At 67.8% G+C, this 21,813-nt stretch carries 19 protein-coding genes and 1 pseudogene; 18 read left to right on the top strand and 2 right to left on the bottom strand.

What is annotated here, in order from left to right:
• Positions 1–35 precede the first annotated feature (35 nt).
• The 3 genes from FS885_RS05760 to bilS all read left to right on the top strand — a co-directional run bounded on the left by FS885_RS05760 (position 36) and on the right by bilS (position 2,357).
• Positions 36–923 carry an ABC transporter ATP-binding protein gene (locus tag FS885_RS05760; protein ID WP_144744131.1) on the top strand — a complete coding sequence of 296 codons (888 nt, stop codon included), beginning with the start codon at positions 36–38 and terminating at the stop codon, positions 921–923.
• The gene (locus FS885_RS05755) at positions 924–1,649 is read left to right on the top strand and encodes an ABC-2 transporter permease (RefSeq protein ID WP_144744130.1); all 726 of its coding nucleotides are present in this window, start codon (positions 924–926) and stop codon (positions 1,647–1,649) included.
• 168 nt (positions 1,650–1,817) lie between these two features.
• Complete coding sequence (gene bilS, locus FS885_RS05750) at positions 1,818–2,357, top strand: flavodoxin family protein BilS (protein ID WP_144744129.1); 540 nt, start codon at positions 1,818–1,820, stop codon at positions 2,355–2,357.
• 78 nt (positions 2,358–2,435) lie between these two features.
• Here the strand turns inward: bilS and FS885_RS05745 are convergent, their stop codons facing one another.
• A complete protein-coding gene (locus FS885_RS05745) occupies positions 2,436–2,942 on the bottom strand; it encodes an LURP-one-related family protein (RefSeq protein WP_144744128.1) in 507 nt (168 codons plus the stop codon).
• A gap of 103 nt (positions 2,943–3,045) precedes the next feature.
• Here FS885_RS05745 and FS885_RS05740 point away from each other — a divergent pair, with 103 nt between their 5' ends.
• The 12 genes from FS885_RS05740 to FS885_RS05685 all read left to right on the top strand — a co-directional run bounded on the left by FS885_RS05740 (position 3,046) and on the right by FS885_RS05685 (position 17,498).
• The gene (locus FS885_RS05740) at positions 3,046–4,227 is read left to right on the top strand and encodes a DUF362 domain-containing protein (RefSeq protein WP_144744127.1); all 1,182 of its coding nucleotides are present in this window, start codon (positions 3,046–3,048) and stop codon (positions 4,225–4,227) included.
• Between the two features lie 211 nt (positions 4,228–4,438).
• Complete coding sequence (gene trhA / locus FS885_RS05735) at positions 4,439–5,242, top strand: PAQR family membrane homeostasis protein TrhA (protein ID WP_246060814.1); 804 nt, start codon at positions 4,439–4,441, stop codon at positions 5,240–5,242.
• Between the two features lie 105 nt (positions 5,243–5,347).
• Complete coding sequence (locus FS885_RS05730; RefSeq protein ID WP_144744126.1) at positions 5,348–6,757, top strand: hemolysin family protein; 1,410 nt, start codon at positions 5,348–5,350, stop codon at positions 6,755–6,757.
• Positions 6,758–6,849: 92 nt separating this feature from the next.
• Positions 6,850–7,491: a hypothetical protein gene (locus tag FS885_RS05725; protein ID WP_144744125.1), complete on the top strand. Its 642-nt coding sequence runs from the start codon at positions 6,850–6,852 to the stop codon at positions 7,489–7,491.
• A gap of 170 nt (positions 7,492–7,661) precedes the next feature.
• Positions 7,662–8,039 carry a YtxH domain-containing protein gene (locus tag FS885_RS05720; RefSeq protein WP_144744124.1) on the top strand — a complete coding sequence of 126 codons (378 nt, stop codon included), beginning with the start codon at positions 7,662–7,664 and terminating at the stop codon, positions 8,037–8,039.
• Entirely contained in the window at positions 8,039–8,803 is a 765-nt protein-coding gene (locus FS885_RS05715) for a PRC-barrel domain containing protein (protein ID WP_144744123.1), read from the top strand. The genes FS885_RS05720 and FS885_RS05715 overlap by 1 nt, the downstream gene beginning before the upstream one ends.
• Before the next feature lie 39 nt (positions 8,804–8,842).
• Entirely contained in the window at positions 8,843–10,249 is a 1,407-nt protein-coding gene (locus tag FS885_RS05710; RefSeq protein ID WP_144744122.1) for a polysaccharide deacetylase family protein, read from the top strand.
• A 29-nt stretch (positions 10,250–10,278) separates the two neighbouring features.
• Positions 10,279–11,628, top strand: coding sequence for a polysaccharide deacetylase family protein (locus FS885_RS05705; protein ID WP_186365794.1), 1,350 nt, complete (start codon positions 10,279–10,281; stop codon positions 11,626–11,628).
• A gap of 252 nt (positions 11,629–11,880) precedes the next feature.
• The gene (locus FS885_RS05700) at positions 11,881–13,728 is read left to right on the top strand and encodes a magnesium transporter (RefSeq protein WP_144744120.1); all 1,848 of its coding nucleotides are present in this window, start codon (positions 11,881–11,883) and stop codon (positions 13,726–13,728) included.
• A gap of 3 nt (positions 13,729–13,731) precedes the next feature.
• The gene (locus tag FS885_RS05695) at positions 13,732–14,958 is read left to right on the top strand and encodes an NRAMP family divalent metal transporter (protein ID WP_144744119.1); all 1,227 of its coding nucleotides are present in this window, start codon (positions 13,732–13,734) and stop codon (positions 14,956–14,958) included.
• A gap of 1,005 nt (positions 14,959–15,963) precedes the next feature.
• Positions 15,964–16,302, top strand: a complete 339-nt coding sequence (locus FS885_RS05690) for a hypothetical protein (RefSeq protein WP_144744118.1) — start codon at positions 15,964–15,966, stop codon at positions 16,300–16,302.
• Between the two features lie 311 nt (positions 16,303–16,613).
• On the top strand, positions 16,614–17,498 hold the full coding sequence (locus FS885_RS05685) for a class II fructose-bisphosphate aldolase (protein ID WP_144744117.1): 885 nt from the start codon (positions 16,614–16,616) through the stop codon (positions 17,496–17,498).
• 159 nt (positions 17,499–17,657) lie between these two features.
• Here the strand turns inward: FS885_RS05685 and FS885_RS05680 are convergent, their stop codons facing one another.
• Positions 17,658–19,964 carry an acyltransferase family protein gene (locus FS885_RS05680; RefSeq protein WP_144744116.1) on the bottom strand — a complete coding sequence of 769 codons (2,307 nt, stop codon included), beginning with the start codon at positions 19,962–19,964 and terminating at the stop codon, positions 17,658–17,660.
• Positions 19,965–20,205: 241 nt separating this feature from the next.
• Between FS885_RS05680 and pyrE the strand changes: the two genes are divergently transcribed.
• The 3 genes and pseudogenes from pyrE to FS885_RS10185 all read left to right on the top strand — a co-directional run.
• Complete coding sequence (pyrE, locus tag FS885_RS05675) at positions 20,206–20,892, top strand: orotate phosphoribosyltransferase (RefSeq protein WP_144744115.1); 687 nt, start codon at positions 20,206–20,208, stop codon at positions 20,890–20,892.
• 227 nt (positions 20,893–21,119) lie between these two features.
• Positions 21,120–21,674, top strand: coding sequence for a DUF5105 domain-containing protein (locus FS885_RS05670; protein ID WP_144744114.1), 555 nt, complete (start codon positions 21,120–21,122; stop codon positions 21,672–21,674).
• A 64-nt stretch (positions 21,675–21,738) separates the two neighbouring features.
• Positions 21,739–21,804: pseudogene (locus tag FS885_RS10185) on the top strand (zinc-ribbon domain-containing protein); the annotation flags it as partial.
• Between the last annotated feature and the right edge of the window lie 9 nt (positions 21,805–21,813).

Below are 21,813 nucleotides of genomic sequence, written 5' to 3'. Positions count from 1 at the left end.
ATGGGGCCGTCCCGTGCCAGAAGGAGTTGAACGGCATGGAACCGTTGATCGAGGCCCGTGGCCTCACCAAACACTACGAGGGGTTCTCGCTCCAGGACGTGAGCTTCACGGTGGGCGAGGGGGAGATCGTCGGCTTCGTGGGCAAGAACGGCGCCGGCAAGTCGACCACCATCAAGGCGCTTCTGGGGCTCATCGAGCTCGACGGGGGCGAGGCGGCGGTCCTCGGCACGCCGAGCGCCGGGCTCTCGCGCACGGCGGGGGCCGCGGTGAAGGAGCGCATCGGCGTGGTGTTCGACGCCGTGTCGTTTCCCGACCACCTCAAGGTCGCCGACATCGCGCGCATCTACTCCCGCGCCTACACGTCATGGGACGCGCATGCGTTCACCCGGCTCGCCGCCGAGTTCGAGCTCGACATGAAGAAGACCGTCAAGGCGCTCTCGCGCGGCATGGGGATGAAGCTCAGCTTGGCCTGCGCCCTCAGCCACGGCGCCGAGCTGCTCATCTTGGACGAGGCGACGGCCGGTCTCGACCCCATGGCGCGCGACGAGATCCTCGATCTTCTGCGCGCGTTCGTGGAGCAGCCGGGCCGCGCCGTGTTCATGTCGAGCCACATCACGAGCGACCTCGAGCGCATCGCGGACCGGGTGCTCTGCATCGACGACGGTCGTATCACGTTCGACCTCGCCAAGGACGCCATCACCGACGAGATGGGCATCGCGCGCTGCCGCGTGGCCGACTTCGAGCGCATCGCCGCGAGCGGCCTCATCCCCGAGGCGGAGCTCCGCTACCGCAAGCACGAGTACGGCATCGACCTGCTCGTCCCCGACCGCTTCGCGTTCAACGAGAAGTTCCCGCAGGTGCCCGTCGACCGCATGACCATCGACGACTACCTCACCCTCACCCTGAAAGGCGGTGTGCGCTAGATGAAGACCGCGTATCTGATCGAGATGACCATCTTCCGCGACTACGCCCGCCAGCTGATCGGCCTGGGCGCCCTCGTCTCGCTGTGCATCGGTTTCGGCATGCAGACGCCGCTCGCCATGCCGGCGACCCTCACCTGCATGTTCTTCATGATGGCGGCGATGGGGCTTGCGGCCTATGACGAGCTCAACCGCTGGGGCCTCTTCCGCCTCACGCTGCCGCTGTCCCGCCGCGACGTGGTGTTCGGGCGGTACGCGGCGATCGTGACGCTCGGGCTCATGGGCATGGCGGTCGGCATCGCCGCGGCGTGCATCGTCATGGGCGCGGCGGCCCTCGTCCCGCTGCCAAGCGACCTTGCCGAGGCGTTCTCCTGCGATGCGGGCATGCTGGGGGCCATGCTGTTCACGACGGCGTTCACCCTGCTCATCGGCGCGACCGTGGCATCGGTGGTCACGCCTTTGTACTTCCGGTTGGGCCAGACGCGCGCGACGCAGATCCTGCCGACCGCGATCGTGCTCCTGTTCGTGGTGCCGGTCGTCATCCTCGGGAACAGCGGCATGCTCGACGGCGGCGTCCCGGGGCTGGGGTTGCTCTCCGTTGCGCTCGAGGCGCTGGAGACACCGATGGGGATGGCCGCGGGCGTCCTCGCGTGCGTGCTCGCCGCCGCGGCGCTGCTTTCCATCTCTGCCGCGATCTCGCTCAAGCTCTACGAGCACCGCGAGCTGTAGGGGCGCGTCCTCGGGCCTCGCGAGCCGCGCACCCCGGACCGCGAGCTCGATGAAGTGCATGTGCCGCCCGTATGCGGCACGGCGATGCGGGTAGCATAGGTGGCGGTACGCAGGTTCCAGCCGGGTTGCGTGGGCGGCCTGGCTGGATTCCCATGAGAGGGGCTATCTATGCGGTATGCGATGCTCTACAACAGCGCGAGCGGGAACACCAGGCTCGTCGCGGAGGCGCTCGAGCGGGCGCTCGCCCAGGCGGGCGCCGAGGTGACGTGCGCCGAGATCTCCCGCGGCGGGGCGGCAGCGGCGCTCGCCCAGGCAGGTGCCGCCCAGGCGGACGCGGTGCTCGTGGGCTTCTGGTGCGACAAGGGGAGCTGCACGCAGGACGTCGCGGACGCGCTCGCGCAGCTCGGCGGCAAGCGCGTGTTCCTGTTCGGCACGGCGGGCTTCGGCGGCGCACCGGAGTACTTCGAGCGCATCCTCGCCGGCGTTCGCGAGAAGCTCCCGGCGGACGCCGAGTACCTCGGCGGCGCCATGTGCCAGGGGAAGATGGGGCCGGGTATCCGCCGTCGCTACGAGGGGATGCTTGCCGAGAAGCCCGGCGATGAGCGCATCCAGGCGATGATCGCGAACTTCGACGCCGCGCTCGCGCATCCCGATGACGGCGACCTGGCGCGCATCGCGGACGCGGCGCGCGCGGCGCTCGGCCTGTAGGGCGGCCCGCGGGGCCCTGCCGGCGAGGCGGCGCGGCGCCGTCTGACGGGGCAGCGCGTCCGCGGCGCGCCGCCGCTGCTATGCCGTCGCCGGCGCTGCCGCCTGGGCCCGGGCCTGGAACCGCTTCAGGACCACGGCGATGGCGACGACGCGGTCGGCGTCCGTCCCGTCGGCGATGTCGATGTCGTAGGCGCCCCTCAGCGAGAACGCGCGCTTCCGCACGCGCGCGACGGTGGCGCCGCCGGCATCCTCGATCGCGAAGTCGAGTCCCAGCAGGATGTTCTTGCACACAAGCGTCCAGCCGAGCTCCTCGATCGTGAAGCGCAGGGTCGCCGCCAGCGGCTCGCGCGAGAGGGCGAACGACGTGCCGTCCGCCATGGTGACCGTGTTGACGCTGTGGATGAGCGAGAGCGGCTCGGGCCGGATGCGCGCCACCTCCGCGCCCGCGGCGTCCTCGATGACGGTCTCGTTCACCGGGAGCTGCATGACCTCGCTCCATACGCGGTAGCGCACGGCGCCGTGCTCGTCGGTGATCTCCATCTTGTCGCGGAGGCTCAGCAGCTCGCTTTCGATGCAAAGTCTCATGGCACGCCTTTCGCCGGTTGCCGATGGGGGCCTTATACCCCGGGGGCGGGCGGCAGTCGTACAATCTAGACATCGCCACAATCGCGTCCGAGAGGGGATGGCCATGGAACCCGCAAAGGTCTACTACACCAACATGCGCACGAGCTCGCACGAGAACCTCCCGCAGAAGCTCCAGCACCTCATCCGTGCCGCAGGCATCGGCGAGATCGATTTCGAGAACAAGTTCGTCGCCATCAAGATCCATTTCGGCGAGCTGGGCAACCTGAGCTTTCTGCGCCCCAACTACGCGCGCGCCGTGGCGGACGTGGTGAAGGAGCTCGGCGGCAAGCCGTTCCTCACCGACTGCAACACGCTCTACGTGGGCAGCCGCAAGGACGCGCTCGAGCACCTCGACTGCGCCTACCAGAACGGCTTCTCGCCGTACGCGACCGGCTGCCAGGTCATCATCGCCGACGGCCTCAAGGGTACCGACGAGGTGCTCGTGCCGGTCAGGAACGGCGAGTACGTGAAGGAGGCCAAGATCGGCCATGCCCTCATGGACGCCGACATCATCATCAGCCTCACGCACTTCAAGGGCCACGAGCAGACCGGCTTCGGCGGCTGCATGAAGAACATCGGCATGGGCGGCGGCTCGCGTGCCGGCAAGATGGAGCAGCATGTCGCGGGCAAGCCGAACGTCGAGACCGAGCGCTGCATCGGCTGCCGCGCGTGCGCTCGCAACTGCGCGCATGACGCTATCACCTTCGAGGGCACGCGCGAGCGCACGCTTGCCAGCGGCGAGGTGCGCACCGTGCACGTGGCCGCCATCGACCACGACCGCTGCGTGGGCTGCGGCCGCTGCCTGGGCGCCTGCAACCAGGATGCCGTGGTGCCCGGCGCCGACGACGCGGTGGACAAGCTCAACTGCAAGATCGCCGAGTACACGCAGGCCATCGTGCAGGACCGCCCGCAGTTCCACATCTCGCTCGCGATCGACATCTCGCCCGAGTGCGACTGCAACTACTGGAACGACGCGCCCATCCTGCCCGACCTGGGTATGTTCGCGAGCTTCGACCCGGTCGCCATCGACCAGGCGGCCATCGACATGGCGCTCGCCGCGCCGGCCTTCGAGAACACGATGCTCACCGATGAGAAGGAGAAGCTCGAGGGGCAGGGAGGCATCCCCGACCGCTGCCAGCACGACCACTTCAACCTCACCCATCCCGACACCAACTGGCGCTCGATGATCGAGCACGCCGAGAAGATCGGCTTGGGCACGAGCCGCTACGAGCTCATCGAGGTGTAGGGGTCACAGGGACGGGGCTATCACCCCACGGGGGGCGGGGCCCGGTCCCGGTGGGACACCGGGTGGGGCCGCTCGCCCCGCCGGGGCGGATCGATCGTCCAGGCGGGCGCGGGGTTGCCATCGGCGCGGCCCCGCGCCCGTCCCCTTGTGCGCGGACCTTTCTCTTTGCTAGAATAGCGAACAGTCTATTTTGGGAGGATAGCGTTCGTAGATGGCTACATCGAGCGACAGTTCCAAACCGCGAAGTACGACGGGCGCGACCGACGCGCCCGCACCTGAACCCCCGCTTGAGGACGTGTGCGCCACGTGCCGTAAGCGCCGGCGTTCCTGCCCCAAGTACCCGCGCGACGAGCGCGGGGCCGACGGCTCCGGCAAGCAGCCGCCGCACTACACGCTCGGCGAGGAGATCGCCAACTCCATCACCCACGGCATCGGATGCCTTCTGGCCATCGCAGGCCTCGTGCTGCTCATCGTCAAGGCGGCGCTCGGCGGGGCGGAGCCGACGCACCTCATCTCGGCCATCGTGTGCGGCGTGACCCTCATCTTCGAGTACCTCGCCTCGACGCTCTACCACGCCATCCAGGTGCCCGCGGCCAAGCGCGTCTTCCGCATCATCGATCACAGCAGCATCTACCTGCTCATCGCCGGGTTCTACACCCCGTTTTGCCTCATCACGCTCGCCGACGCGGGCGGCATCGTGCTGTTCGTCGTGGTCTGGGCGCTCGCCTTCGCCGGCGTCTCGTTCGAGATCATCGGCCGCCAGCGCCAGCCGCGTTGGGTCACCATCATCATCTACCTCATCATGGGGTGGCTCGTCGTGTTCCGCCTGCCGCAGCTCGTCTCCGCGCTCGACCCGGTGGCGCTCGCGCTGCTCGTCGTGGGCGGGCTGTGCTACACCATCGGCACGGCGTTCTACCTCATGAAGAAGATCCCCTACATGCACAGCATCTGGCACCTCTGGGTGCTCGCGGGGAGCATCTTCATCTTCATGGCGGTGATCCTCTTCGTGATCTGATAGCGCTGCCGCCGGTGCCCGCGCCGGCATCGATTTCGTCGGAATGTCCGCCGGGCGCCGCCCGGCAGGTGTCGGGGGTACCCCCAGGAGGTTTGATTCAACACTATGGGTGCAGTCGTGTTCTCAATCGTCGCCACGTTCCTGTTGACGCTGCTCAACGGGTTCTTCTCCATGTCCGAGATGGCGCTCACCACCGCCAAGCGCGCCTCGCTCGAGCACGATGCCGAGGAGGGCGACAAGCGCGCCGTCCAGGCGCTCGAGCTCGCCACGGACTCGACCGACTTCCTCGCGACCATCCAGGTCGCCATCACGCTCGTGGGCTTCTTCTCGGCCACGGTGTCCTCGAACACCCTGTCCGACCCGCTCACGAAGCTCGTCGAGTCTTTCGGCATCGCGCCGCTCTCTGCCATCGCCCCGGTGGCATCGCCCATCGTGATCACGCTTATCGTGTCGTACCTGTCGATCGTCGTGGGTGAGCTCGTGCCCAAGCGCATCGGCCTCTCGGACGCCGAGGGCATGGCCAAGTCGGTCGCCGGCACCATCATGGTCTTCCGCAAGATCGCGCGCCCGCTCGTGTGGCTCACCCAGGCGAGCGCCAACGGGCTCTCGGCCATCATGGGCATCAAGAGCGCCGATGACCGCCAGAACGTCTCCGAGGAGGAGATCAAGTACATGGTCTCCGAGCAGGACACCCTGCTCGACGAGGAGAAGCGCATGATCCACGAGATCTTCGATCTGGGTGACGCCGTGGCCCGCGAGGTCATGGTGCCGCGCGTCGACGTGACCATGGTCGAGGACACCGACACCATCGAGGAGGTGCTCGACGTCATGCGGAGCACCGGCTACTCGCGCATCCCGGTGTACCGCGAGGACACCGACAACGTGGTGGGCATCGCGCACATCAAGGACCTCATCGAGCTCGCACTCACGAGCAAGGGCAAGGGGGCGGTGGGCAGCTGCCTGCGCGACGCCACGTTCGTGCCCGACACCAAGGACATTCTGCCGCTCCTCTCCGAGATGCAGACCGCGCACGAGCAGATGGTCGTCGTGGTCGACGAGTACGGCGGCACCGCCGGCGTCATCACCGTCGAGGACATCGTCGAGGAGATCGTGGGCGAGATCGAGGACGAGTTCGACCCCGACAACAAGTACCTCACGCGCCTCTCGCGCCGCGAGTGGCTCGTCGACGGGCGCTTCAGCTGCGACGACGCGATCGAGCTGGGCTGGCCGATCGAGGAGAGCGACGAGTACGAGACCATCGCCGGCTGGATCTTGGACATCTGCGACGGCATGCCCAACATCGGTGAGGTTTTCGAGGTGGAAGGCTACCGCTTCAAGGTGCAGTCGATGCGCGGCCAGCGCATCTCGCTCATCCGCGTGATCGCGCCCGAGGAGCCCGCTCAGGTCTCCGATGGCGCTTCTACCAGCGAGGACGGCGCGGCTTCCGCTGATGCCGAGAGTGCCGCTGAGGACGGCGGGGCGGATGCTTCCCCGGCGCACGAGGGCGAGGAGTAGGCCCGCGCGGAGGGCGGATGGGCCCGCGATGCGCTACGATAGCTGCATGCACGCCGCGTGAGGGCGACCCGGCAGCTGAGGAACGGAGAGACATGGCACATCTGTTCAACATCATGAAGATCACGGTGGGCGAGCGCAACCTCTGCGCCCGCGTCCTCGTCAACCCCGGCATGCCGCTCATGACCTCGGAGGACATCGAGGCCACTGCGCGCGTGTACTATCTTGCCCCCGCGATCGCCAAGCACGTGTGCCTGGGCGACGCCGGGCGCGAGTTCCAGGACTGCATGGGCGACACCGAGATCGCGCACCTGCTCGAGCACCTGACCGTCGAGGTCATGAACGCGACGGGCCTCGCGGGCGAGATCTCCTGCGGGCGCACGCACGCCGTGGCGGAGGACCCACGCCTGTTCGATATCGAGCTCAGCTGCCCCGACGACGCGCTCACCATCGGCGCGCTCTCGTCGGCCTCCTTCATGATGGAGTGGGCCTTCCTGCATCCCGAGGCCACCGCGCCCGACTACGCGGGCACCGTCGAGGGCCTGCGCCAGCTCGTGCTGAGCCTGCGCGGCGAGGGCACCGGACCCGAGGGCGATGTCGCCGAGGAGGCGGAGGCCGCTGGGGCCGTCGAGGATCCTGCCGGCCCCATCGAGGTCGAGGCGGTCCCCGAGGCCGATGCCGACGACCCCGCCGAGGAGCCCGTGTTCGGCGGAGCCGCCGCCGGCAACCGCGGCTAGCGGCGCCCGGCCCGACCGCAGGGCCCGGCTCGTGCGCCGCGCATGCGGCGATATCGTAGCGCCATCCGTTACGTTCCCGCTCGGCGGCCGCTTGGACACCGGGCCATGGTTATAATAGGGAACCACGAGGTAGGCCGCCGCCCGGCGGCTCCCTGAGGAAAGGACTGAACATGGGTAAGGCCTTCAGCTTCATCGTCGGCGCCACTATCGGAGCCGCTGCCGGCACCATCGCCGGCATCCTGGTCGCGCCGCGCTCCGGCGCCGAGACCCGCGCCATGGCCGCCGACATGGCCAACGACGCCTGGGATAACGCCCGCGACATGTACGAGCAGGGCGCCGAGCAGGCCCGTGCCGCGGTGAACGACTTCGGCCCCATGATGGACGCCAAGACCGATGAGCTCCGCGCCAAGGTCGACCTCGCCCGCGAGCGCATGGACCAGCTGCGCGAGACCCTGAACGACGCCATCTCCGGCGGCAACGTGACCCCCGCCGTCGACGTCGAGGTCGAGGTCGCCCCCGAGGCCGCCGAGGCTGCCGCCGAGGCGTAATGCGCACCAAGGATATCCAAGGGGTCAAGCTCTACCGCATCCCCGCGGAGGACAAGCGCACCCGCAAGGACGGGACGCCGCGCGATCCCAAGAGGCTCGGGCGCGTGCACTTCGCCGTGTTCACGCCCGACGGCCGCCGCGTGGTGGGGTTCATGGTGACCCCGCCCGATGTCGCGGGCATGATCAAGCAGCCCGATCGCTTCGTGGCGCTCGACGCCCTCAAGGTCTACGAGGGCGTGTTCGCGGTCACCGACCGGCGCGAGACCTACGATGCGGCCGCCGCGAAGCGCTTAGGTATCGACCTGGACGCCTGTATCATCTGGGTCGGCATGGACGTGAAGACGGAGTCGGGCACGTCGCTCGGCTACTGCGCCGACGCCGCCTTCGATGCCAGGACCGGTGCGGTCAAGAGCTTCTCCATCACGACCGGCAGCACGGCCACCGCGCTTCTGGGCACCGTCGAGATGCCCGCGAGCGCGCTTCGGGGCTACGCCGCCTCCACGATGGTCGTCGACGACGCCGTCGCCTACCTGGAGCCGTCGGGGGGTGCTGCCGCCAAGGCGGCCGAGACCACGGCGAAGATCGGCGCCAAGGTGAGCGAGGGCGCCCGCGTCCTCGACGAGAAGGGCTCGGCGGCGGTGGAGAAGGGCTCGCGCGCGCTGGGCAGGCAGCTCGGCCGCACGCGCGGCATGTTCTCGGCGTTCAAGGACGAGTTCAAGAAGGCCGCCGGCCCCGCGCCCAAGAAGAAGGGCAAGAAGGCCTAGCGCCCGCGGGTGAGCGCCCGCGCACCAGAGGAGGAACCATTGCAGAAACACACCACCTCCTACAACACGAGACGCCCCACGCCCCGGCGTGCCCCCCAAAGCCGGGGGTACCAGCTGCCCCGCGGCAAGAGCCGCAGCGCCCGCCGGCCGGGGGCGACCTATCTCAACCACACCCAGGGCTTCGGCGGGAACCGCCGGCGCCGCATGAACCACGACCCGCGCCGCCGCGCGCGGCGCACCTACGCGCTCATCATCGTGGGCTGCGCGCTCCTGTTCTTCACCGCGAGCGTGATCTGGTACCTGAACCGCAGCGTGCCCGTTACCCTGAACGGTGAGGAGGCGCACATCCACATCAACGGGACCATCCAGCAGCTCATCGAGAACGAGGGGCTCGACGAGTCGTGCGCCCCGGGCGACCTGCTCGCGGTCGATGACTCGGTGCTCAAGCGCGAGGGCGGCGCGCGCTACAGCGTCACGCTCGACGGCGAGGAGGTCCCCGAGGACGCCCTCGCGACCACGGAGCTCACGGGCGGCGAGGTGCTCGAGATCGCCGACGGCGCCGATGTGTACGAGGAGCACACGGTCGACGCGACCGTGATCGAGCCCACCATCACGCTCGACGGCAGCGGCTCCATCCAGTACGTGCGCACCTGGGGCGAGCCCGGTCGCTCCGAGGTATGGCACGGCGCGCAGTCGGGCATCACGTTCGACCGCGGCGTCGTTCAAGAAGCGGTTGACTGCCAGGTGGTGCGGACCTCGGTCTCGCCGGACGATAACGGCAGGTACGTCGCCCTGACCTTCGACGAGGGGCCGAGCGGGTACACGCAGGACATCCTCGACGTGTTGGAGGAGAAGGGCGTTTCTGCTACGTTCTTCCTGCAGGGAGATGCCGTCGAGGAGCATCCGGAGCTCGCCCGCGCCATCGCGGACGCGGGCCACGAGCTGGGGACCAACGCGTACAGCGACACGAACCTCACCGGGCTCGCGGGCGACGACCTGCGCTCGGAGATCACCCGCGGCCTCGATGCCATCGAGGCGGCGACGGGCAGCCGTCCCACCTTGCTGCGCGCGCCCTTCGGCTCGTTTTCGACCGAGAACTGGGCCGAGTCGATGGACCTCATGGGCGCGGTGGTCTACTGGAGCGTGGACTCCGGCGACTGGGAGCTACCCGGGTCGGACGCCATCGTCGAGAACGTGATGGGGTCCATCCGCAACGGCAACATCGTGCTGCTCACGGATAGCGACGCGACCGGCGAGCAGCTGGTTGCCGCCCTGCCCGACCTGATCGACCGGCTCGAGGACGAGGGCTATAGGCTCGTCACCGTGAGCGAGCTGGTCGAGACGGACAGCGGCCTTGCCGAGGAGCTCGACCCCTCACGGGTCGGCCTTCCCGAAGGGGCCGCGCTGCCGACGACCGAGAAGAAGGAAGAGGATAGCGAGGCGTAGCTTCGAGCGCGCCGGTTATGGGGAGCATCATGAACGGGAACCGCAAGGGACCGCATATCCAGCGAGGCGGAGCTTCCGACCTGCATTTCGGGAGCGGGGGCAGAAGGTACCGCGCGACGGGTACGCGCGCCGCGAACGCGGGGGCCCGTGCCGCCACGGGCACGCGCATCGCCCACACGCGCCCGCCGCGCAAGAAGCTGCCGGGCAAGGCGCTCGCGGCCCTCGCCGCCGCACTCGCCGTGGTGATCCTCGCGGGCGTGTGGTTCGTCGCCTGGCGCGACGTGACCGTTACGGTGAACGGTGAGGAGTGCTCCGTGCGTATCGGCACGCCGCTCGAGACCTTCCTCGCGGACAACGACCACTTCGGCACCACGCCGGGACGCCTCATGTCGGTCGGCGGCAACCTCCTCGACGAGCAGGGCGGCAACCCCTGCACCGTCGCGCTCGGCGACGAGGAGCTCAGCGCCGAGGAGGTCGCGTCGGCGACCATCGGCGGCGGCGAGGTCTACACCGTCTCGAACGGCACCGACGCGCTCGAGCCCTACACCGAGGAGGAGGTCACCATCGCGCCCGGGGTCCAGAAGGAGCGCGGAGGGGCGGTCCAGTACGTGAAGCAGTGGGGCCAGGCGGGCAGCAAGGCCGTGCTGCACGGCGAGCGGTCCGGCGAGACCGCCGACGCCGAGGGCGCGGTGCCCGCGACCGATATGATCATCGGGTCGATCAACCTCAAGCCCGAGGGCGGCCCGTACGTGGCGCTCACCTTCGACGACGGCCCGAGCAAGTACACGCCCGACATCCTCGCCGTCCTCGCTGACCGTGGGGTTCACGCGACGTTCTTCTGCCTGGGCAACCAGGTGGCGAGCAACCCCGCCGGCGCGCAGGCGGTCGTCGACGGCGGGCACGAGATCGCGAGCCACACGCAGTCGCATGCGAACCTCCCCACGCTCGAGCGCGATTCGCTCCGCAGCGAGATCTCGACGGCCTTCGACAACATCGAGCAGGCGACCGGCACCCGCACCCAGATGATGCGCGCCCCCTACGGCGCCTTCACCGAGCAGGAGTGGGCCCGCGCGGGCGATATCGTGGGCTGCAACGTGCTGTGGAACATCGACACGAGCGACTGGGAGCGCCCCGGCGCCCAGGCCATCGCGGACGCCGTGCTCAACAACGTGCACAACGGCTCGATCGTGCTCATGCACGATGGCGGCGGCAACCGCGAGCAGACCGTCGAGGCGCTGCCGATGATCATCGACGGCCTGCACGACCAGGGCTACACGATCGTGACGGTCGGCGAGCTCATCGAGCTCGACGGCAGGATCCCCCAGGCGGTCATCGACAACAAGGTCTCCATGCCCGACGATGCGGTGCTTCCCGCCTAGGACCGGGCGCTTTGCGTTATAGTATGAAGGTCGCAGCGCCGCGGGCCCCGCGGTGCCGTGACGTCTTGTCGGGTCACGAGAAAGGTGCCAGGTGAAATCCAAACCTCGACCTCATAGTCGGTGACCCCTGCGGGTGCCCTTCACTCGGCGCGCGCATGGGGTTTCCCTGCGGCGCCGCGCGTGCGGATGCCGATGTTGCGCACGAGAATCCCGCTCCCGCGCCCGCCGCGGGACCTCCGGAAGAAGGGCTCCATGAACTATCTTTCCGAGCTGCTCAAGCTGCCCGTCCTCGATGTGGACGGCAAACGCCTCGGCGTGGTGAACGACCTCGGTATCGCCACGGGCGAGGTGTTCCCGCACGTCACGTCGCTCGCCTTCCAGGGACCGGGCAAGACGCCGTTCATGATCAGCTGGCGCAAGTACGTCGACCACGTCGATGACGAGGGCGTCCACTTGAAGACGCGCGACACCGACGTGCGCTTCTCCTTTCTCCAGCCCGATGAGCTCCTGCTCGCGCGCGATATCCTGAACAAGCAGATCGTCGACACCCAGGGCCTCAAGGTCGTGCGCGTGAACGACCTCAAGCTCTCGAGCTCCGGGGAGAACCAGCTGCGCCTGCTTGGCGCCGAGGTGGGCATGCGCGGCCTCCTGCGCGCCATGCACCCCGCGCTCGAGCGCGTCGTCGCGCGCGTCGCCCGCATCGCGGGCAAGCCGCTCGAGGAGCACATCATCGCCTGGTCCTACATGGACCTGCTCGAGCGCAGCACCCAGACCATCAAGCTCTCCGTGTCGCACAAGACCTTGGACGAGCTGCATCCGGCCGACATCGCCGACATCATCGAGCAGCTCGACCCGCGCCTGCGCAGCCAGGTGTTCGCCCAGCTCGACACCGCCCAGGCGGCCGAGGCCATCAGCGAGTTCGATGACGACGAGCTCGTGGCCGAGGTGCTTGAGGGCATGAGCGACCGCGACGCCTCCTCGATGCTCGCCCTTATGGACCCCGATGACGCGGCCGACCTCATCGAGGAGCTCGATTACGAGAAGGCCGAGAAGCTCCTGCGCCTCATGGGCGTGAAGGAGGAGCGCGCCATCCGCAACCTGCTCGGCTACGGCGAGGACACGGCCGGCCGCATCATGACCTCGGAGTTCGTGGCGCTGCCCGCGACCGATACCGCCGAGGACGCCATCGAGGCGATCCGCCGGCTCGACGAGGACTTCGAGAGCGTCTACTACGTCTACACCCTCGACGCCACCGGTGCCCTCACCGGCGTGCTCTCGCTGCGCACGCTCATCGTGGCCGACCGCGAGGCGCGCCTGTGCGATCTGGCCTACCGCGACGTGGTGTGGGTCGCGCCCGACCTCGACCAGGAGGAAGTCGCCGACGAGATGGCCAAGTACGACCTCGTGGCCGTGCCCGTCTGCGACGAGAACCGCCACGTGCTCGGCATCGTCACGGTCGACGACGCGCTCGACGTCATCGCCGAGGAGCACGAGGAGGACCTCCAGATCGCGGGCGTCGGCTCGGGCGACAACGTCCAGGGCGAATCGACGCACGTGCTCTCGTGGTTCGCCCGCAGGCACTACTGGATCTTGGTCTGGGCGGTCGTGTCGGGCGTCATCGCCGCGCTGTTCGAGTCGCTCGGCGTGGGCTCCCAGCGCTTCATCTACCCCATGTGCGCCATGCCGGCGGTGCTGCTCACGGCGAGCCGGTTCTCGGCGTTCGTGCGCAACTACTTCCTGGAGTACGACGAGCGCGAGCACGAGGGCACGCCGTATGTCGCCTTCTTCTTCCAGGCGACCGCCATCGGCGCGGTGCTCGCCCTCGTGGTCTTCCTCTGCGGCCAGCTCATGGTGGGCGCCGCGTTCACCGGCGGCGAGGGTGGTCTGCCCGCGCGCATGTTCACGGCGAGCTTCGCCTGCGCGGCGGCGACCGTGCTCTTGAGTGCGGCGAGCTCGGTCGCCTACCTGAAGGCCCTCTTCTGGCGCGACGAGCACGACCTCAACACGTCGGGCACGGCGATGAGCCTGCTTGCGGTCCTCGTCGCGTGCGCGGTCTACGCCGCGGCCGCCATCGTCTCGATCGTCGCGCTGGCGGGGTAGCGTATGGCGCGGGACGGACGGGGGAGGCTCACCCCGGCGGCGGTGCTCGGCGCGATGGGGCCGGGGCTTCTCGCGGCGCTCGCGGGCAACGACGCCGGCGGCATCGCGACCTACTCGAGCGCGGGCGCGGACTTCGGTTACGGGACGCTGTGGATCCTGCCGGTGATGGCGGTCCTGCTCATAGTCGTGCAGGAGACCGCCGCCCGGTGCGGCTGCGTCACGGGCAAGGGCTTCGCCTCGCTCATCCGCGAGCGGTTCGGTGTGCGCCTCTCGGCGCTCGCGATGGCGGCGCTCCTTGTCGCCAACACCGCCGTCACCATCTCCGAGTTCGCGGGCATCGCGAGCGGACTCGCGCTCTTCGGCGTGCCGGCGGCCATCTCGGTGCCGCTCGTGGGGCTCGTCATCTGGCTCATCACCATGAGCGGGAGCTTCCAGCGCATCGAGAAGATCCTGCTTCTGGTGAGCTGCGTCTTCATCACGTATGTCGCCGCGGCTTTCCTCGTGGGGCCCGACCTGCGCGAGATCGCCGTGGCGACCGTCACGCCGCGCCTCGTGCCCGATTCCGGGTACGTGTCGCTTCTGGTCGCGACGATCGGCACCACCATCGCGCCGTGGATGATCTTCCTCGCCCAGAACAACGTGGTCGACAAGAACGTCGACGAGGAGGGCATCGCGCTGCAGCGCGTCGACACGGTCACGGGCTCGGTGGTGGCGTGCGCCATCGCCTGGTTCATCATCGTGACCACGGCGACGGTCCTGCATCCCGCGGGCATCGAGGTCGCCGACGCGGCCGATGCCGCCCAGGCGCTCGAGCCCATCGCCGGCCGGTGGTCGACCATCCTGTTCGGCGCCGGGCTCGTGGCGGCGAGCTTCCTCGCGGCGTGCGTGCTCCCCGGCGTCACGTCGAGCGCGATCTGCGAGGCGTTCGGTTGGGAGCGCGGCGCGGACCGCACCTGGGACGAGGCACCTACCTACCGCGGCATCATCACGGGCATCATCCTCGTCTCGGCGATGCTCGTCATCCTGCCCGGGGTGAACCTCTTCGACATCATGATGAGCGCGCAGGTCATCAACGGCGTGCTGCTGCCCGTGCTGCTGGTGTTCCTCGTCCTCATCGCGCAGGACCGCCTGATCATGGGCACCTACCGCAACGGCCGCGTCTGGAACGTGCTCACCTGGGCGACGATTGTCCTCATCACCGTTCTCACCGTGGTGATGTTCGCGCTGTAGGGCCTGTATTCGCCCGCTCGGTCGAAGAAAACGCAATGCTGAATCGATTGGCTCGGCCATCGAATTCTGCGGGCAGTTTTTAGCAGGACGGTTCGTTCTGAAAGGACGGTTCCTGCTAAAACGTGCCCATAGATTTCGAACCTTGCTCTGCAGCCCATGGCCATCCGTAAAGAATGGCCATGGGCCCTCTTCGCCGGAGCGATGAACAGGCCGTTTGCGCACCGAGGCACCATCAAAATCGCATTTTGGAAATAACGGAACATGCTACCTGCTCCGGTAAGAACAGGGGAAGCCTTTCGTTGGATACGTGTTTGATTCAGCTGGTAACCTGCGCAAATGAGTGAAATCGTTTGGGGGGGGGGGCTCCATGTACGCTAGCGTGTCCGGCCGCATATGCGATTCGGTTTCATCCTTCGAGAAGAGAGGGCTGCTGTATTGTCCGAAAAGCCAAACGACGATTCGCGCCTGCCGCGTACGAGTGCGAAGCGGCATGCTCGTCGAGCCGATGCCGGGATTGTTCGCCCGGACTGATTATTGGGAGCAGACGAAGCCGTGGACGCGCCCCTACCGGATCATCAGATCATTGGCATGCGCTCATCCGGAGTGGATCTTCGCGTCGTTTTCCGCGGCCTGCATCTATGGTCTCCCTGTGTCGGTTGAGTTGCTCGATCGAATTCACATAGCCGTATCAAACGGGGCACATTCCGGGAAAAGGGTCTCATCGTTCGCCATCCCATAGAGCTCGACGGCGCCTATCGGGTTATGGGCGTGCGCGTGACGTCGTTCGAGCGCACGGTGGTCGACTGTATGTGAGCGGCCCCTTTTCCAGAAGCTCTGGCGATTGCGGATGGCGCGCTTCGACTGAGGGACTGGCCGCAGTCGCACCTCGTTGATCTTACAGAGCGTCACGGCGCCTATCGACACGGTATCAGACAGGCCAGACGGGTGGCTCGGTATGCGGACGCCCGGGCGGAGAGCGGCGGCGAGTCCGTGGCGCGCGGGGTCATGATCGAGGAGGGCTTCGCCGTGCCCGATCTGCAGACGGTGCTTCCGAACGTGCTCGATTCGAATTACCCGTTTCGCGTCGATGGGACCTGGCGGACGGATGACGGCAGGCTGATAGCGTTCGAGATGGATGGCGAGGAGAAGTACCGCTCATTCGCGAGCCGTCACGGAGGGGATGCCGTACGCAAGATGATGAAGGAGCGCCAACGGGAGGCACTGCTCACGGCTGCATGCGACGGGCTGGTGCGTTTCGATTTCGATATCGTCAAGACGCCCGGTGCTCTCGCAAGATTGCTCGACAGCTATGGGGTGCCGCGCGCGCCTTCCGGTCTGGCATGAATCTGCGGGCACGATATAGCAAGATAATGGCTTATTTGACTGCCGGTCTTGCTAAATCGCGCCCGCAGTTTCTCTGGTCATTTCCTGTTGGGGGCGTCACGTTCGAAGATATGGGAATTTGAACGCACTACCGACCGATGGCGCTCGCCGGTGAATACGGCAACGCCGCCGAGAAGCACCGCGGTACGCTCGACAGGGGGCGGGCGTTAGTGCCATGATGGAGGGGAACGCCTCGCGTGGGCACGCACGGGCACAGCCCGGCGGCATCTCGTGCGGCGCGGGAATGCTGCCTTGAGGAGAGAGGTCCGAACATGCTCGTCACGATGAAGTCGATTCTCGACCACGCCAACAAGCACAACTACGCCGTCATGGCGATCAACTGCATCAACATGGAGATGGTCCGCGGCGCCATCGCCGCCGCCGAGGAGGAGCACTCGCCGATCATCATCCAGATGGGCATCGGCCAGATCAACAACCACGCGCATATGGAGGACATCGCGCCGATCGTCCAGAACATCGCCCGCCGCGCGAACGTGCCCGTGGCCCTGAACCTCGACCACGGCGGCAAGTGGGATGACGAGGTGCGCGCCATGAAGCTCGGCTACACCAACGTCATGATCGACGCCTCCGCCCTGAGCTACGAAGAGAACGTGCGCCGCACGGCGCTCGTCGTCACGCAGGCGCACGCCATGGGCATCTCCGTCGAGGCCGAGCTCGGCCATGTGGGCCAGGCCGACGCGGGCGACGGCCGCACCGACGACATGTACACCAACGTCGAGCAGGCGGTCGAGTTCGTGAAGGAGACCGGTTGCGACGCCCTCGCCGTGGCCATCGGCACCGCGCACGGCCAGTATCCCGAGGGCTACGTCCCCAAGCTCGACTTCGACCGCCTCGCCGAGCTCAAGGCCGCGCTCAAGATGCCGCTCGTGCTGCACGGCGGCTCGGGAGCCGGCGAGGAGAATCTCCGTCGCGCCGTGGCCGGCGGCATCAACAAGGTGAACGTCGCGACCGACGCGTTCCAGGTCGCCAAGGACGCCGTCCTCGCCAAGCTCGCGGAGAACCCGAAGGCCAACTACATGCAGATGGAGATGGCCGCCGAGGCGGGCGTGAAGGCGTTCGTGAAGGACTACATCCACGTGCTCGGCTCCCAGGAGCGCTACACCTTCGAGGATGCCGACACGGGCTCGAAGGAGTAGCGGGCGCACCCGCATGCCCGCCCGGGACAGGAAGGGCGCTGGCGGATAGGACTGGGGCGGGCGGCAAGGTCGCCCGGAACCGTAGTGAACATGAAGGGGCCGCACGGCCGTGCGCGAGCACGACGTGCGGCCCCTGTCGTTGCGTGCGGATGCGCCGGCCTACTCCTCGGAGTCCGTCGCCCCGTTCGCGATGCGGTCCTTGACGTAGGTGCCCATGCGCCCGAACATGTCCTGGATCTGCGTGTTGAGCTCGTTCATCCGCTGGTCGCGCTCGGCGCCCTCGAAGCGGAACGGCAGGTCGTCCTCCACACATTCGTAGACGAGGTTGATGTACTCCTCGGCGCCCTGCGTGGTGAGGTGCGTGCCGTCGCCATCGAAGAGCTCGTTGCGCCCCTCGCTGTAGCCGTACCAATCGATGACACGCACGTTGTCGTAGCGCTGCGCCGCGCTGTTGAGCGCGTCGTTGGTGGCGGCGACCCACTGGCGGGGGCTCCGCGTGGTGATGAACACGACGATGCGGTCGCTGCCGACCGACGCCATGAGGTCGTCGATGGCGCTGTCGGTCACCAGGCCGTTCGTGCCCAGCGCGAAGACGACGATGCGCCCCGCGAGGTTCTGCTGCACGTAGCTCTCGAAGATGCCCTTCGCGGTGCCGAACTGCCTGCTCTTGGCGGCGTCGATGTGGCCGTGCGGGAACCGCGTGCCGAAGGTGTCGACGCAGCGCAGCGAGACGGAGTCGCCGATCATGAGGATGTCGTACGCGCCGTCGGGGAAGCCGTCCTCGTTCGCATCGGTGGCGTCGCCGGGCTCGGCGGCGAGCGCGGCGGCCTCTCCCGACTCCTCCGGGTCCTCGGCACCGTTCTCGATGAGCTCGGCGCCCTCGTTGCTGAGCGCGGAGGTGCTGGGGACGAAGACGATCCCGCCGAGCGCGGCGATGAGCGCGACCGAGACGGCGCCGGTCACGACCGCGTGCCCGCGCAGAAAATCGGGGATGCGGACCTGGCCGCTGCGGACCTGGGCGATGAAGGAGCCCAGCGCGCCATGGCGGAAGGGCGTCTCGATGAAGTGGTAGGAGAGCTCGGCGACGAGCAGCACGACGCCGAGCTGGACGATGTACATCCACCACGGGGTCGAGCTGATGTTCGAGACCGGGTTCATGAGCGCGAGCAGCGGATAGTGCCAGAGGTAGATGCTGTAGGAGCGCTTGCCGAGCCACACGAGCGGCGCGAGGGAGAAGACGCGCTCGAGGATGCCGCGCTCCTGCACGCAGGCAGCGATGACGACTACGGTGAGCAGCGAGCAGAGCACGGTGCCGCCGCGGTACATGAACGGGGTGTAGCCGTTCGTCATGACGGTCATGGCGACCAGGCCGGCGATCGCGGCGATGCCCATGATGTCGAGGGCGAGCGTGCCGGCACCCGCCGGGCGCGGCGACCGGGTGCGCGCGGGGTGGTTCTGAGCGGCCTCGGCCGTGTAGCTGCTGCGCGTCGCGGCGTTCGCGGCGGCGAGCTCGGCGTCGTAGCCCTCGATGGAGCCGTCGTCGGCGGTGGCGCGGCCGAAGCCGAGCGCGCCGAGCAGGCGGCCGGGCGCCATAGAGCCCTCGGGGATGAAGGCGAGCCAGGCGCCCAGCAGCATCGAGAACGCGCGGGTGTCGGTGCCGTAGTACACGCGGCTGGGGTCGGCCGCGGGGTCGTAGAGCACGGCCATGGCGAGGGCCGACGCGGCGGCGAGCACGAGCGCGATGCGGCGCACGGCAGGCTTGCGCGCGCCCACCTTGAGCAGCACGAGCAGCAGCAGGGGCCACACGACGTAGAACTGCTCCTCGATGGCGAGCGACCAGAAATGGGTCAGCGGCGAGGGGTCGCCGAGCGCGTCGAAGTACGAGACGTTCTGCAGGATCTGCCACCAGTTGTTGAAGAAGAGCAGCGACGGGACGATATCCGGGCGCATCTTGGTGAGCATCACGTGGTTGAAGACCGTGCAGAGGATCGCGACGACCACGACGAGGGTGACGGTCGCGGGCACGAGCCTGCGCACGCGGCGGATCCAGAACCCCTTGAGGTCGATCGACCCGCTCTGCTCGAACTCCGCGATGAGCAGGCGCGTGATGAGGTAGCCGGAGAGCACGAAGAACATCGTGACGCCCAGAAAACCGCCCTGCGCCCAGGAGAAGTTCAGATGGTAGAACACCACGGCGATGACGGCGAAGGTGCGGATGCCGTCGAGCGCGGGGATGTAGCGGGAGCGCGGGCGCTTGCCGTCGGGCTCGGGTGCGCGGACGGCCACAGCGGCGCTGGTGGCCCCGCGGGCCTGGTGCTGGGCGGGGCGGCGACGCGCGGTCTTGCCGCCGGGTGCCGCCTGGCCCCTCCCGGTCGCGGTGCGGCCGGGCCTCGCGCCGTGCGCTGACGGCCGTGACTGATAATCGGGGCGGCTGGCGCCCCTTCTCGCATGAGGTCGTTCTGCCATGGAGGATCCCTATATGGACAAGCGGGCGCGTGCGCCCGTTATGCTCTCGAACGTTGGTGATTGTACTCTCTTTGCCTGCCCGGGCGCCGCTCGCGGGCGCGAACGCGCCGAATCCGATAGGCCGTCCAAACCTTGTCCAAAGATTATCCATATGCGCGCCATGGCGGGGCGCCGCCGGGTGCTCTGGTAAGCTAATGGGCAAGCGGGTACACCCGCGCCACGACGACGAGGAGGCGCTCCCATGGAGGCATATAAGCAGGAGTTCATCAAGTTCATGGTCGAGAGCGACGTGCTCAAGTTCGGCGAGTTCACGCTCAAGAGCGGCCGCACCTCGCCGTTCTTCATGAACGCGGGCGCCTACGTCACGGGTTCTCAGCTCAAGCGCCTGGGCGAGTACTACGCCCATGCCATCCACGACAACTTCGGCCTCGACTTCGACGTGGTCTTTGGCCCGGCGTACAAGGGCATCCCGCTCTCCGTCGTGACCGCGATCGCCCTCTCCGAGCTGTACGGCAAGGAGGTCAAGTACTGCTCCGACCGCAAGGAGGTCAAGGACCACGGCGCGGACAAGGGCGGGATGCTCGGCTACGAGCTCAAGGACGGCGACCGCGTGATCATGGTCGAGGACGTGACCACCTCGGGCAAGTCCATCGACGAGACGTACCCCAAGCTCAAGGCCGCCGCCGATGTCGAGGTCAAGGGCCTCATCGTCTCGCTCAACCGCATGGAGGTCGGCCGCGGCGGCGTGGTGACCGCGCAGCAGGAGATCCAGGAGCGCTACGGCTTCCCCGTCGCGTCGATCGTCTCGATGGACGAGGTCGTCGAGGTGCTTCACGGCAACGAGGTCGACGGACGCGTGGTGATCGACGACGCGACCAAGGCGGCGCTCGACGCGTACTACGAGCGCTACGGCGTCAAGGAGCGCTAAGCAAATCGCCCGAATCCGTTAAGTCATCCGATGGCCCCTGGGCTCCGCAGCTCAGGGGCCCGTTTTTATGCATCTACGCCGAGTAAAGCGCCGCGTTCGCGGAAAGCGCGTGCATAGCGGCGCCGTTCGCGCTACCGCTCGGGTACAATCGGGATGCATTGGCAATCGGGGCGGGCCCGACACCGTCGGGCGGGGGGCGCCCCTCTGCATCGTTTCTGGGAGGAACCATGAAGAAACGTCTGTTCTTGGTGCCATTCATGGCGGTCGCGCTCGTGTTCTCGCTGTTCATCGCCGGCTGCGGCGGTCCCGACCCCGCGCAGCTCATCCGCGAGGACCTCGAGGCGGCGCTCGGCGACCTCGATACCGTGAACGAGGAGCTCGCCACGGGTCTCGAGCAGGCCGCCGGCGAGGACCTGGGGACGCTCGGCATCTCCGCCGAGGAGTTCTCCGACGCCTACCTCGACGGCTTCGGCTATGAGATCGGCGACATCACGGTCGACGGCGACACCGCGACGGCCGAGGTGACCGTGACGGTCAAGTCCTTCAACGACATCATGACCACGTTCCAGACCGACTTCACCGAGTGGGTCTACTCGACCGACCTCACCACCATCACGAGCGAGGACGACCTCTACCAGGAGGCCGGCCGCATCCTGCTCGAGACCGTCCAGAACGCCGAGGCCACCGAGAGCACCCTCACCGTCGACTACACCAAGGATGGCGACGACTGGACCATGGACCCGGTGTCCCAGAGCGAGGTCAACGCCCTGTTCGGCGTGTAGCGCGCACGCGCGCGCCGCATGCGGCACCACGTGATTGACAACTTAAGAGAGACGGGGGGACGAGATGTTTTGCACGACGTGCGGAGCCGCGGTACCTGAGGGCTCGGCCTTCTGCACCGCATGCGGGAGCCCTGTGACG

The sequence above is a fragment of the Enorma burkinafasonensis genome, assembly GCF_902150035.1.
Taxonomy (GTDB): Bacteria; Actinomycetota; Coriobacteriia; order Coriobacteriales; family Coriobacteriaceae; genus Enorma; species Enorma burkinafasonensis.
Note: the sequence above shows the minus strand (reverse complement) of the source record. Positions and strands in the feature narration are given on the sequence as shown.